This window comes from Bradyrhizobium sp. WYCCWR 12699 (assembly GCF_032144035.1).
GTDB lineage: Bacteria > Pseudomonadota > Alphaproteobacteria > Rhizobiales > Xanthobacteraceae > Bradyrhizobium.
Genome location: NZ_JAVTJN010000003.1, coordinates 286,114 through 298,374, shown reverse-complemented (window position 1 = coordinate 298,374; position 12,261 = coordinate 286,114). Strand labels below are relative to the sequence as shown.

At 57.9% G+C, this 12,261-nt stretch carries 11 protein-coding genes and 1 pseudogene; 3 read left to right on the top strand and 9 right to left on the bottom strand.

Features of this window, described 5'->3' with window-relative positions; genetic code table 11:
• Window positions 1-217: 217 nt before the first annotated feature.
• The gene (locus RPS27_RS03455; RefSeq protein WP_188637391.1) at window positions 218-592 is read right to left on the bottom strand and encodes a hypothetical protein; all 375 of its coding nucleotides are present in this window, start codon (window positions 590-592) and stop codon (window positions 218-220) included.
• Window positions 593-660: 68 nt separating this feature from the next.
• On the opposite strand from RPS27_RS03455, the gene RPS27_RS03450 reads away from it, so the two are divergent.
• Window positions 661-990 (top strand): EAL domain-containing protein, encoded by a 330-nt coding sequence (locus RPS27_RS03450; RefSeq protein ID WP_128930197.1) that lies wholly within the window; start codon window positions 661-663, stop codon window positions 988-990.
• A 224-nt stretch (window positions 991-1,214) separates the two neighbouring features.
• Window positions 1,215-1,455: pseudogene (locus RPS27_RS03445) on the top strand (IS630 family transposase); the annotation flags it as partial.
• 647 nt (window positions 1,456-2,102) lie between these two features.
• Here RPS27_RS03445 and kynU read toward each other — a convergent pair.
• The 7 genes from kynU to RPS27_RS03410 all read right to left on the bottom strand — a co-directional run bounded on the left by kynU (window position 2,103) and on the right by RPS27_RS03410 (window position 9,351).
• Window positions 2,103-3,317, bottom strand: a complete 1,215-nt coding sequence (kynU, locus tag RPS27_RS03440; protein WP_128929957.1) for a kynureninase — start codon at window positions 3,315-3,317, stop codon at window positions 2,103-2,105.
• Window positions 3,314-4,153 (bottom strand): tryptophan 2,3-dioxygenase, encoded by an 840-nt coding sequence (gene kynA / locus RPS27_RS03435; RefSeq protein WP_128929958.1) that lies wholly within the window; start codon window positions 4,151-4,153, stop codon window positions 3,314-3,316. Before kynA ends, kynU begins: the two co-directional genes overlap by 4 nt.
• 256 nt (window positions 4,154-4,409) lie before the next feature.
• Window positions 4,410-5,261 carry an ABC transporter permease gene (locus tag RPS27_RS03430; RefSeq protein ID WP_128929959.1) on the bottom strand — a complete coding sequence of 284 codons (852 nt, stop codon included), beginning with the start codon at window positions 5,259-5,261 and terminating at the stop codon, window positions 4,410-4,412.
• Window positions 5,262-5,263: 2 nt separating this feature from the next.
• Window positions 5,264-6,109 carry an ABC transporter ATP-binding protein gene (locus tag RPS27_RS03425; protein WP_164933581.1) on the bottom strand — a complete coding sequence of 282 codons (846 nt, stop codon included), beginning with the start codon at window positions 6,107-6,109 and terminating at the stop codon, window positions 5,264-5,266.
• On the bottom strand, window positions 6,109-7,155 hold the full coding sequence (locus tag RPS27_RS03420) for an ABC transporter substrate-binding protein (protein ID WP_128929961.1): 1,047 nt from the start codon (window positions 7,153-7,155) through the stop codon (window positions 6,109-6,111). Before RPS27_RS03420 ends, RPS27_RS03425 begins: the two co-directional genes overlap by 1 nt.
• A gap of 46 nt (window positions 7,156-7,201) precedes the next feature.
• Window positions 7,202-8,419: a CaiB/BaiF CoA-transferase family protein gene (locus RPS27_RS03415; protein WP_232995541.1), complete on the bottom strand. Its 1,218-nt coding sequence runs from the start codon at window positions 8,417-8,419 to the stop codon at window positions 7,202-7,204.
• Window positions 8,416-9,351, bottom strand: coding sequence for a hydroxymethylglutaryl-CoA lyase (locus RPS27_RS03410; RefSeq protein WP_128929962.1), 936 nt, complete (start codon window positions 9,349-9,351; stop codon window positions 8,416-8,418). Before RPS27_RS03410 ends, RPS27_RS03415 begins: the two co-directional genes overlap by 4 nt.
• Window positions 9,352-9,797: 446 nt before the next feature.
• Between RPS27_RS03410 and RPS27_RS03405 the strand changes: the two genes are divergently transcribed.
• The gene (locus RPS27_RS03405) at window positions 9,798-10,958 is read left to right on the top strand and encodes an amino acid aminotransferase (RefSeq protein WP_194468753.1); all 1,161 of its coding nucleotides are present in this window, start codon (window positions 9,798-9,800) and stop codon (window positions 10,956-10,958) included.
• A gap of 41 nt (window positions 10,959-10,999) precedes the next feature.
• Here RPS27_RS03405 and RPS27_RS03400 read toward each other — a convergent pair whose 3' ends face one another.
• Window positions 11,000-11,809: a GntR family transcriptional regulator gene (locus RPS27_RS03400; RefSeq protein WP_232995542.1), complete on the bottom strand. Its 810-nt coding sequence runs from the start codon at window positions 11,807-11,809 to the stop codon at window positions 11,000-11,002.
• Window positions 11,810-12,261: the final 452 nt, after the last annotated feature.

Here is a 12,261-nt window from a genome sequence, read left to right as displayed (position 1 = left end):
TGCCTGGCATCAAGCCTGGCTTCATGCATGGCATCTGCCATAGCCCACCTCCAAAAAACAGTTCATGCCAGGCTGTATCGCAGCTCATTCGCGCGATGCCCAGGTGGGGGGCTCATGCCGGTTACACCCAATGTTGACCCCAGGGTTCCGCCTTCGATACCGGAATTTCTGAGGCGGCGGTAACAGGACCGAATCTGCAGCGGGCTGGCGTGTGGCTCTAAGCGGTTGGCTGATACAGTGTTGGAAACCAACGATCGACAACCGCAGTTGGGAAGCCGAGCTTCACCGGCGAGCGTGTTGTGGACGAGACGAGGTAACCCTTTTCAATAAGGGAGTTGAGCACCGCCCGCGCCTGGCGCTCTTTGTAGCCGGTGAGGCCGCGCGCAGGGCCCCGAGCATATTCGCCCGCCATGACCGCTTCGCGCAGCAAAGGCCATGAACCCTTTGGAAGGCGCTTTGCACGCGTCTCCTCCTCGGTCCAAATCTCCATCCGCCTCAGTAATTCTTCCGGCTCCAAAAGCCCGGCCATGAAGTTGACCTGGTCAACACAGGTGGCCAGGAAGAATTTGCAGAAATCAAGAAGCCCTGCCATCGTAAGATTGCCTCGGCTATCGAGGTCGCCGCGACGCGGCTCGTCAGCAGCCTGCAGATAGGCGTGGTATTCCTCGTGAAGCCAAGTCAGTCGATTACCTCCACGCTTTCCTATTCGATCGCATCAAAGTCGATCGCCCCTTCGTCGCGGAGCTTGGAACCAACCAGCGCTCCGACGCGATCATGCGTGCCATCGTGAGCAGGACCAGGAGTCTTGGAATACCGCTGCTGGCCGAGGGTATCGAAACGGAGCAGCAATGGTCGTGGTTGCCCAAACTCGGCTGCAACGCAGCACAAGGCTATTTGATCGGTAGGCTAAAACTGCCACACGCCGTTTTGTCCCACATGATGAGTGGCAGGTCACGTCGACGAAAGATGGGGCTTGGGCACTCCGTGTAATGCACATTGTAGCATACCGTTCGGGACCGTGAAGATCATGAAGTCTGCTTGATTTGCCGATGACAGCAGATCTTTCTGGTCGCTTTCCGTGACGCGCCTTTTCTTATCATTTTTCGAAATAATTTCGATCGGGAAGTGGGCATTGCGACGACGGCGCCGGAAGGCGCGCGACCAAAAAATTCGACGGTTGCGGGCGAGGGGGCCAGACGGCTTGGCCGGCAGGTCACTACACCCCGAAACACGCCAGTTGGCTCATCATGGTCGAGTGCGAGATCAGCGTGTTTCAGCGCCAGTGTCTTGGCCGCCGCATCGACGACCCCAAAAGGTCCCGAAACGAGATCGCAGCATGGCAAAGCCGGCGAAGCAAAACTCGAGCTCGCATCAAGTGGATGTTCGCAACCTGACAAAGCACGCGCCAAACTCGGCCGCGCCTATCCAGCCACCGCAAAGAGTCAAAATCACTGAGCTGAACCACTAGGTGCTCGCGCATTTTAGTCGTTCCAAAAAACGTTAGGGTGATCCCGCTCAAATTTCGGAGTTTCAGTCGTTTCCGACACCGATAAGCCGGGCTAGTAAGAGCAATAACCAGAAGGCACCGTTCATTCGAACACTCCCTTCTTCTCTACGCCGAAACGACGCACTCCATCCTGCTTCGATCCGTCGCGGAACGAGGAGCGGAGCTCCTCGCCGGGGGCGCTCGGGAACGGCATGCATGCCTATCTGTAGGTTCAATCCTAATTCGGACTCCGTAACGATGAATTAGGACACCGCGGTTAGGCGGAGATCGTCGGGTGCTTCCTCAGTCCCACCCGACACAGCTTAAATGCGTATATCGGAAAAGGGAGGTCCCGGCGGCAAACCGGGGCTTTTTCGTTTGGCTCAAGGCGGTAAACACAAAAAGGCAAAAACGCCGCCCGCTTGAAAAACCGATGCGAGCGGCGTTTAGCCAGCCAAGGGAAGGTGATGCAAAATCCCAGCGAGCACTAGTATGCACAGACTGTAACACGATTTTGTGTCGGGGAAAGGGACACCCGCCAGACGAGTACCTGCTATCTCGCAGCAGGGTATTGTGTGTGAGCAGACTTGGTGGAGACGCACGCATTGCTAAGCGCTCATGTCACGGCATGCACAACGTCATATTCTGGCCGCCGCCAAAGCTCCCGCGTAAATACCCGCTCGATCACCTCGATTGCTCTCATCACTTCGGCCTTGCCGATATAAAGCGGGGTGATACCGAACCGCATGATGTCGGGCGCCCGAAAGTCGCCGATCACGCCATGGGCAATCAGGGCTTGCATCGCTGCGTAGCCCCTTTCAAATGCGAACGAAACCTGTGAGCCTCGCTCTTCATGCGAGCGCGGCGTCACCAGCCTGAGCTGCGGGCAGAGACGCTCGACTTCGCCAATCAGCAGATCGGCGAGCTCGAGCGAGCGAGCGCGGACTTCATGCATGTCGATGCGGTCCCAGATATCGAGCGAGGCTTCCAGCGCTGCCATAGCGAGCACGGGCGGAGTGCCGATCCTCATGCGCTCAATGCCAACTGCTGGTGCATAGCCGAGATCGAAGGCGAAGGGCTTGGCGTGGCCCATCCAGCCCGACAGAGCAGGCCGCGCGTGATCAGCATGGCGCGGCGCAATGTAGAGAAACGCCGGCGCCCCAGGGCCGCCGTTGAGATACTTGTAGGTGCATCCGGCCGCGAAGTCGGCGCCAACGCGTGCGAGATCGACGGGCAACGCGCCGGTAGAATGTGCGAGGTCCCAGACAGTGACGATGCCCAGTGCGTGGGCTCTTGCGGTGAGCTCGGCCATGTTATGACGCCGCCCCGTGCGATAGTCCACCTCCGTGATATAGAGCACCGCGATTTCCTCGGACAGCGATTCCTCTATCTCCTCAGGCCGAACGAGCCGCAATTGGTGCCCGCGTCCCAAGGTCGCGATCAAGCCTTCGGCCATATAAAGATCGGTCGGGAAATTGCCGGTATCCGACAACACGATTTTGCGATCACGATTCATCTCGAGCGCGGCGGAGAGCGCCTGATAGACCTTCAACGACAGCGTATCGCCAACGGTGACAGACCCAGTTTCAGCGCCAATAAGCCGTGCAATCCGATCACCCAGCTTGCGCGGCTGCACATACCAGCCGGCAGTATTCCAGGCGCGGATCAGCTCGACGCCCCACTGCTGCTGGATGACGCGGCCCATTCGATCAGCCGTGCTAAGCGGCAGCGGACCAAGCGAATTGCCATCCAGATATGTCACACCGTCCGGAATGTTGAACAGCGGCTTTGTCTGTTCGTAAACGCGCAATCTGTTTTCTGTAGTGCTCATAGGACCGTTCGGACGCGCCAGAGTTCCGGGAATAGTTCGACCTCCAGCATTCGCTTGAGATAGCTGACGCCGCCGGTGCCTCCCGTACCTCGTTTGAAGCCGATGATGCGCTCCACGGTGGTCACATGGTTAAAGCGCCAACGGCGGAAATAGTCCTCGAAGTCGACGAGCTTCTCAGCAAGCTCGTAGAGCAGCCAATGCGTTTCCGGCGCCTCATAGACACAGCGCCAGGCCTCGACCACTGCATCGTTGAGGCGATGCGTTTCACGGACATCACGTTCCAGTACGGAGCGCGGAATCGCAAGCCCCTTGCGGTTGCCGAGGCGCAGCACCTCGTCGTACAGGCTTGGGATTGTGAGCTCCCTCTCAAGAAGCCGTGTCGCCTCCGCATCATGCGCGTGCGGCTTCAGCATGGCTGGATTGCGATTGCCCAAAACATATTCGATGAGGCGGTACTGACGGGATTGGAAGCCGGACGACTGTCCGAGCTTCGCCCGGAAATGCGTATACTCGCTTGGCGTCATCGTGCGCAGCACGTCCCATGCGCTGTTCAACTGTTCGAAGATACGTGAGACGCGCGCCAGCATTTTCATTGCCGGCGCGACGGCGTCGCGTGCAATCGCGTCGCGGGCCGCACCCAATTCATGAATGGCAAGTCGCATCCAGAGCTCCGAGGCCTGATGCTGCACAATGAACAGCATCTCATCGTGCGCATCCGACAGCGGATGCTGCGCGCTGAGAATGGTCTCCAATCGCAGATAATCGCTATAGGACATCCGCGCAGCGAAATTCGTTTCTGCGCCTTCTGCTGTTGGATCGTAGTCATTGTTGGCCATCGCGGGCGTCCTTAGTCAGACCGATCAGACAAGGGGTGAGCTCTGACCAGGGATCTCTTAGTGGGACGACTGCGCCTGCAGGGGTTGCGATTTGGCTCGACGACGAGACGACTCGGAACCTCCCGCCTGATCCGGACATCCCCCATCAGCTCGGCTTGGCAACTTAAGCTGAGACGTTCACCGCCGCCCACCCGCGCTGCGAGCGTGCCAAATTGCGCATTCATCGTCGCTGTTCCATCATCTGCCGGTCGACGATTTATGCAGATCTTTCGAACTGCGGCTGCCAACGCAAGAGGTATGATTGCAAATATTGTACAAGCAGCGCCAGCATGGTTCCGACGATCATCATTATAAAGATCGCGACCATCATTTCGCTGGCATTGGCGCGTGCCTCTGCCTCAATGATGAGCTTGCCGAGGCCACGTTCAGCGCCGATAAACTCTCCGACGATCACGCCGACAAGTGCAAACGACACTGCAGGGAGCAGAGACGCGAACACCCAGGCCAGCGCAGACGGAATGACAACGGTACGCAAGATGGTCAGCTCGCTCGCGCCCAATAGGCGGGCGGCGGCAATTTGATCTCTGTCGACCGCCCGCGTGCCTTCGAACGTATTAAAGAACACGATGAAGAACACGACGAGTGCGGCGGTCACCACCTTCGACACATCGCCAAGGCCAAACATGAGAATGATCAGTGGCACGAGCGCGATGCGTGGGATCGAATTGAACGCCAGAATGAACGGTCCAAATATGCGCGCAAGAACGTCCGAGCGTCCGAGGAGGAGGCCAACGACGATGCCGGCGGCCGAGCCGAACAGAAATCCCCACCAAGTATTCTTCAGCGTGACAAGCGTCGCTATCCAAAGATTGTTATCGGCATTCCTGAAGCAGACCAGAAAATCCGATGGGTCGTTGAGGCAGCTAAGCCGCAAGAAGCTCTGCCAGATCAATGACGGCTTCGCCACGAAATACGGGTCGAGAATCTTGGGAACATAGGCTCTTGGCAGAACTGCTTTGCTCCATTCAAAGCCCCATTGCCAAATCACAAGCAGAAAAGCGAAAATTGCGATCTGCCAGAGCACGATCACCTGACGACGGGTAGCCATGATCAATCGGCCTTGGTACGGCGAAACTCTTCGCCAAGCGAATGCCAGATGTGAGAATACAGGCGGCCGAATTCGGCCGTTTCGCGCAACCCGACTGGATCTCGCGGACGAGGAAAGGGCACCTGGAAGTCATCCTTCAGCCGTCCGGGCCTTGCGGACAGGACGATGATGCGGCTGGCCAGTGTAAGCGCCTCGCCGAGGTCGTGAGTTACGAACAGCACAGTCTGCCGTTCGCGCTCCCAGATATCGAGCAATGTCTTGTGCATTTCCAGCTTGGTATGAGTATCAAGCGCGCCGAAAGGCTCATCCATCAGGAGAATTTCAGGTTCGAGGATGAGGGTGCGCATTAAGGCCACCCGCTGACGCATCCCGCCCGAAAGCATCCGAGGAAAGCTCTGGCCGAAGCCAGTCAACCCGGCCTTTCCAATCGCATCGGCAACCCGCGCGGAACGCTCCGTCTTCGTGATACCGGAGATTTCGAGCCCGTAGCCGATATTCTGCTCGACCGTTCGCCAAGGAAATAGTGTGTCGCGCTGAAACACGTAACCGACGTTGGAATTTACCTTGCCGGTATCAACTAAGTCGCCGTCGACGAGAATTCGGCCGCCTGAATGTGGCAAGAGCCCGGCCACCATGTTGAGGATCGTGCTCTTTCCGCAGCCGGAGGGGCCGAGCAAGGCAACGAATTCGCCTTGGCGAACCTCGAATGATACATTGTCGACGGCAGCAAAATCGCCTCGACCGGCGCTGAAGCGCTTAACTAGTCCTTGCACAGCAATCCGAGTGCGACCAGCGTCCGCATTCGTCGTTTCTCGGGCAACGGCGAGGCTGGGGCCAGGCGCGGACATCACTTGTATTTTGCCTTCGCTACATTGAGAAAGCTCATATCGACAACGTCCTCGTATGCAGTCTCCGGAATTTCTGTACCCTTGCGGGACCAAATTCTGCTGCCCCGATCATAGGCGGCTTTGTCGATGTTTCCGTCATATGCCCAAGTCAATTTGTCAAAGCCAAGCTCTGCGCTAACGGCGGTGGGATCGATTCCAGAAAACCACTTGGGCGCAACCAGTGCCTGGACTTCGGCGAGCGGCGTCGTTTTGACCCACTTCATCGCCCGATAAATCGCGTTCACGAAGGCCTGTACCGTCGGCTTGTCCTGCTCGATCGTGTCCGCCAGCGTGTAGACGACCAGCACCGGAACCGTGCCCCCGAAATCTTTCTCAAACATCCCCGGTTGGGAGGTATCGTAGATCAGAGTGCCAAAGCCCTTTTTCTTGATTTCGATGATCCAACTTGGCGGTGCCATGATGGCATCAAACTGCTTGGTTTCGAGAGACGGAAACATGATCTCCTGCCCGCCGCCAGCGACCCAATTCACTTTTCCGCCAAGCCCTCGTGCTTCAAACAGATAAGTGCCATAGACCCAACTGCCCGATCCGATGGCCGTGGCCGCGATGATCGGCTTGGCCCCGTCTGGGCGCTTGTAGGCCGCTAGCTTCTCGAGCGACGTGATGCCGCTTTCATAGAGGTCTTGCCGCACAACAACATTGGCGTACGAGCACGCCATTTCAGTTGCGAGCAGAATTTTGCATGCCTTGCCGCGCGCCGTGAGTTGAAGGGGGTGACTGGCGTCACCGTGGGCGAACATCGCTTGGTCCGAAGCGAGCATCTGGCGACCGAAACTGCCCGAGTTGCCTGTAATCAGTTTCGAATTGAGTCCTTCATCCCTGAAATAGTTCTTGAGCTCGGCGATCATGCCGATGGCATAGATTGGCGTTGTGGGGCCGAAGGCGAGGGTGACCGGCTTGCCTTGAGCGCGCGACTGGCTCGGCAGCAACGAGGTGCCCGCAAATGCGGAGCCCGAAACAAGGACTCGGCGCCGTGTGATGGTCATGCATTACTCCCCTGCTGCTTGTTGCGAACCAGGCGCTTAAGATCCGTCATACGGCCGACGAGGCGATTGTCCCCGCTTTTTCTAACGCAGCGATTTCGTTTGTCGAAAACCCGATATCGCCGAGGATGTCGTGTGTATGTTCGCCGACCTGAGGCGGGTCATTGCCATTTGCGAGGCGGCGGCCGTCGAGCGATATCGGCAGCAAGGGGGTTTTGGTGTTACGGCCATCGGGCAAGCGGATCTCGGTCAAACCACCCGATTTATTGAGGTGGGGATCGCTGAACAAATCACCCGGTTTGTTCACGGGCGCATAGGGCAGCTCAAGTTCTTCCAGCTTCGCGGCAAGTTCGGCCTTGTTCCAGCCGCCAAATATCTTGGCGACTTCCGGGATCAGCCAGTCGCGATGATCAACTCGACCTTGAGCCGTGATGAAACGCGGATCGCTCAGCCAGGCAGCCCGATCAAACGCGAGGCAGAACGCCTGCCATTGCTCCTCCCCAACGACAGTGACGAAAAGCTTTGATCCGTCCTTTGTATCGAACAGGTCATAGATCGGCCAAGGACTGTCCTTCACCGAGTACGGAATTGAAGGGCGTCCGGTGACGACCTCGCACATCATCGCCTGTGCCATTAGAAAGACGTTGTTCTCGAAGAGGGCGCTTTGGATGTAACGACCGCGGCCGGTGCGCTGTCGTTCGGCGAGCGCGGCTTGGATCGCGATCACCCCAAACATGCCACCCATGACGTCATTCACTGAGGCGCCCGCGCGCATTGGCTGGCCCGGCAGGCCGGTCATGTAGGCGAGCCCGCCCATCATCTGAACGACTTCATCGAGCGCAAGACGGTTCTCGTAGGGTCCGGGGAGATATCCCTTGAGTGAGCAATAAATCAGCCGCGGCGCGAATGCGGCCACTGAATTGTAGTCGAGACCGACCCTCTTCATCAAACCCGGTCGGAAGTTTTCGATCAAAACATCGCTGCGCTCAGTGAGCCGGCGCGCCACCTGTTTGCCTCCCGGGCTCGACGTGTCGAGCGCGATGCTGCGTTTGTTCCTGCTGTATGTCGCAAAAAAACCCGCGGCAGGCCCCTTGAAATAGCGAGTGCGATCGCCCTTGAGCGGCTCGACTTTGACCACATCGGCGCCCAGGTCGGCGAGGATGAGCCCACAGGTAGGGCCCATGACCATCTGACTGAATTCAACGACGCGCACGCCTTCGAGGGGGCGGGGAATTGTCGGCCCTGATGTGGGATTGCCGCCCATCATGCCACCCTCCGCAACACCCTTGGAATTCCAGCCTCGTGCAGATGACCTGTCAGGTGCTTCTGCTCAACGTGCCGGGCGAGAATTTCGCGTGTCGCCATCAACCGATCCAGATCGATCCCAGTGGAGAGGCCCATCCGTTCGAGCATGAACACGAGATCCTCAGTCACAATATTGCCCCGTGCGCCCGGTGCGAAGGGACAGCCGCCAAGCCCCGAAACAGCAGCATCGAAGCGCCGGACATCCGCTTCGAGCCCCGCGACGACGTTGGCAAGACCGGCGCCAAGCGTGTCATGCAGATGTAGCCTGAGCATCATTTTTGGGCCGGTCTCGTTGCGAACCGCGCGTACGATCCGCTTAACCTGCGTTGGGGTGCCGTAGCCGACGGTATCTGCTAGTCCGATCTCGTCCGCACCCGCCTCGGCGAAACCCTGCACAAGGCGACACACCGCGGCCTCACTGACGTCGCCTTCCATTGAGCAGCCAAAAGCTGTCGCTACAGCGCCCACAAGATGCGGCCGCTCAGGAGCTTTTTGCGCGTTGATCCTCGCACGAACTACACGGAATGCTTCGAGCTGTTCCTCAATCGTGCGGCGCACATTCGCCCGGTTGTGCGTTTCGCTCGCCGAGATCACGAAATACATGCTGTTGACTCCGGCCGCGAGCGCGCGCTCAGCACCTTTAACGTTCGGTACGACCGCGCCGATGGTCGTAGACTTATGGGTCAACGCGTGCGCAACAACTGCTCCAACGTCGCCGAATTGCGGCACGACCGTAGCCGGTACAAATGAGCCCGCATCGACCTCGCTCACCCCCGCGGCGACGATCGCACTGATCAGCTCGCATTTTGCGCCTGTTGGCACAATGACATCCAAGTTTTGAAGGCCATCGCGCGGTGCAACTTCGCAGATGTGCACATCCGGTGAATTGTCCATTGGCGCCCTATTGTATATTCTTGCATTAAAGAACAATATGTGACATCATCTGTCAATGAAGATTCCGAACCGCTTCGGGGGCCCCGGAACGAGGCTCTGCCGGTGGGCGGCCAGGACATGATCCGCTCGCATTCCGCGGAATTCTATTTTCGGGTGAGGTTTGCATGGATTATCCTGTTGGCTGAACTGCCTGGCGCTGCCTGTTCGCGCGCCGCGCGGCGATATTCATCGGGCGTCCGCTTCAGGGGTGCATCCCGACGGAATCCTTTCGCCCTGCGGTTCTGGCGTAAGCCAAATAGCGTTCTTGGTGAAACGGAAGCGCCGCACCAAGAATGCCTTTCGTCCACGAAGCCACGCCCGTGCCCGATTGAAGAGGCGCGCCAACTCCAGCCCTCATTGCATAGAGCCAATGAGCCGCACAAACGATCGTTCAGTAAGGAGAAGCTATGTTTCAAGCCCTGCCTGATCTGCCGGCCGACGCCGTGTTGGCGTTAGCCGAGGCATGCCGCAACGATCCTCGGCGGGACAAGATCGACCTGAGTGTGGGGGTCTATCGAAACGATAACGGCGTTACGCCCGTCCTGTCCGCGGTGAAGGCCGCCGAACATCTCTTGCTCGAGGGACAGGACACCAAATCATACGTAAGCCCACTCGGTGACACAAAGTTCGTCAGCCTTATCCGCGAGCTCGCGATCGGAAACATCGAGGTGGATCGACTAGGTGGCGTTCAGACACCTGGCGGCGGCGGTGCGGTCCGGTTAGCTTGCGAGGTCATAAAGCTGGCGGCACCCTTTAGCCGGATATTTGTGGGCCTGCCGACATGGGGCAACCACATTCCAATCTTTGAGGCCGTGGGATTGGAAATAGGTACGTACACCTATTACGACGTCATTTCTCAAACGCTTCGCTTCGACGAAATGCTCTCATCGCTCAAGAGCGCAAGGAGAGGGGATATCGTGCTGCTTCACGCGACTTGCCACAATCCATCGGGCACGGATCTTAGCCTTGATCAATGGCGGGCGATCGCGCAACTTGTGGAGGAGAGAGGCCTCATTCCTCTCATCGACTTTGCCTATCAGGGATTCGGTGATGGTTTAGAGCAGGATAGAGAAGGACTAGAAATAGTGCTGTCCAGCGTGAGCGAAGCGTTCGTCGCTTATTCTTGTAGCAAAAACTTCGGACTGTATCGGGAGCGGACCGGAGCGCTCTTCGTCTATGGCACGAACCCGGTCTCAGTAGGGCGGACTGTTCAAGCCATGGCTGCCCTAGCGAGAGTTAACTGGTCCATGCCGCCCGACCATGGTGCTGCGGTCGTCGGCACTATCCTGTCGAACACCGCCCTTCGTCAGGATTGGCTTCGCGAGCTCACGACGATGCGGGAAAGAATTTTAAAAATTCGTGCGGCCGTCGGACGGGGTATGCCCGAATTTTCTCAGCTCGGGGCGCAAAAGGGAATGTTCTCCACCTTACCCTTGCATTCTGCCACGATCGACCGTCTCCGCAAGGATGATGCGATCTATATCGTTGGAAACGGCAGGATCAATCTGGCCGGCCTTACAACTGACGACGTGCCACGCTTTGTCGACAGTGTCCGGCGAGCAGTTTAAGCTGTCGAAATGCAACTCGGAAACGGATCCGCCTGTGGCACCTATCTGAAGACGTACACCTTAAGCGGGCGTCGAATATGACGCATCATCAGAGCCGATGCATCAGCATACCGGCGGGCCTCCAGGACGTCGAGCAGCCTCAGGTGTTCCTTCACGTGCCGGCGCATGCCGTCGCGATCAGCGAAGCTTCGGTATGCAAACAAGCGACGAATCGAATTTACGCGCTTAAGTGACTCGACGAAGAAGGGATTCTTGGCACCGCGCGCGATCTCCTCATGGAAATCACATCCCCATTGAAACACTTCACCTATCGTGAATTTTTCCAGCTCGCCATCAAAAATGCGCAGCTGGCGCTCGCGAAGTCGCTCGATGACCTCTGGCGCCAGAGCGTAACCAGGTTGAGCAATTGCTGCTGGTTCGATCACCGCGCGGAACGCCATAACTTGTGTCTGCGCTTCGGGACTTGATACAGTTTCAGCAAAACGCCACCCGTAGCCCGGTGAGCGCGCGATCCACCCTTCCGCTGCGATCCGATCCAGCAGTCGTTGTAATTCGGTGCGTGTTAGATCGTAACGGCGCAGCAATTCGGCTTCCGTGACATCGGCGGGAAGGCGCTTTGCGACCACGTCCGTTGCAATCGTCGCGTAGGCCTCTTCCGCGCGGCTTACCGCCGCCAGTGTGGATTGTGCGGCTACGCTCGTAGGGTCTCTTGTCAAGACAAAGCCGCGGTGCAATTCACCGCGCGCGAACCCCGCCTCTTCTAGAGCCTTTAAGCCTAGGCGAATTGGCGCGCGCGACAGGCCAAGCGCATCGGCAAGCTTTTGCTCGATGAGGCGATCGCCGGTCTTCATCCCATCGCGACGGACAACGGACAAAATGAGCCCAGCCAAGTGCTCGGCACGACCGAGCGGGCTCTTTTTCTTGGGCCGTCGTGAGATGGGCGACAACGGCCGAGCATCTCGATTCAAAGGTCTTTCTTTCCCGTTTGCCAGCATGTGGATGTAACTCGTGGCCAAGAGCGAAGTCAACTTGGAGCTATTGTACTAAGGATGCGAACATTGCCGCTGTGGCAAGGCTCCAAGTCCGCCGCCTTCCAACTTAAGGAGGCGCAACGCGAAGTTTGGCGAAGCCAGTTGCGGCTTTCGGATGGACGCGTCTGATTTCGCGCTCAATCTCGTCGAGGCGCACTTCGATCCGGCGTACTCCTGGTTCGCGTCCTCCTTTCTACGTAGATGCATCGACAAACTCGGTAACAATCTTATGCGCGAGATGCTGGCATAGCCCTCCTAATCTTGAACGCCTC

Coding starts and splice junctions, on each gene's coding strand:
- RPS27_RS03455 (WP_188637391.1), bottom strand. CDS start 592: ATGGCAGGGCTTCTTGATTTCTGCAAATTCTTCCTGGCCACCTGTGTT.
- kynU (WP_128929957.1), bottom strand. CDS start 3,317: ATGAGCACTACAGAAAACAGATTGCGCGTTTACGAACAGACAAAGCCG.
- kynA (WP_128929958.1), bottom strand. CDS start 4,153: ATGGCCAACAATGACTACGATCCAACAGCAGAAGGCGCAGAAACGAAT.
- RPS27_RS03430 (WP_128929959.1), bottom strand. CDS start 5,261: ATGGCTACCCGTCGTCAGGTGATCGTGCTCTGGCAGATCGCAATTTTC.
- RPS27_RS03425 (WP_164933581.1), bottom strand. CDS start 6,109: ATGTCCGCGCCTGGCCCCAGCCTCGCCGTTGCCCGAGAAACGACGAAT.
- RPS27_RS03420 (WP_128929961.1), bottom strand. CDS start 7,155: ATGACCATCACACGGCGCCGAGTCCTTGTTTCGGGCTCCGCATTTGCG.
- RPS27_RS03415 (WP_232995541.1), bottom strand. CDS start 8,419: ATGATGGGCGGCAATCCCACATCAGGGCCGACAATTCCCCGCCCCCTC.
- RPS27_RS03410 (WP_128929962.1), bottom strand. CDS start 9,351: ATGGACAATTCACCGGATGTGCACATCTGCGAAGTTGCACCGCGCGAT.
- RPS27_RS03405 (WP_194468753.1), top strand. CDS start 9,798: ATGTTTCAAGCCCTGCCTGATCTGCCGGCCGACGCCGTGTTGGCGTTA.
- RPS27_RS03400 (WP_232995542.1), bottom strand. CDS start 11,809: ATGAAGACCGGCGATCGCCTCATCGAGCAAAAGCTTGCCGATGCGCTT.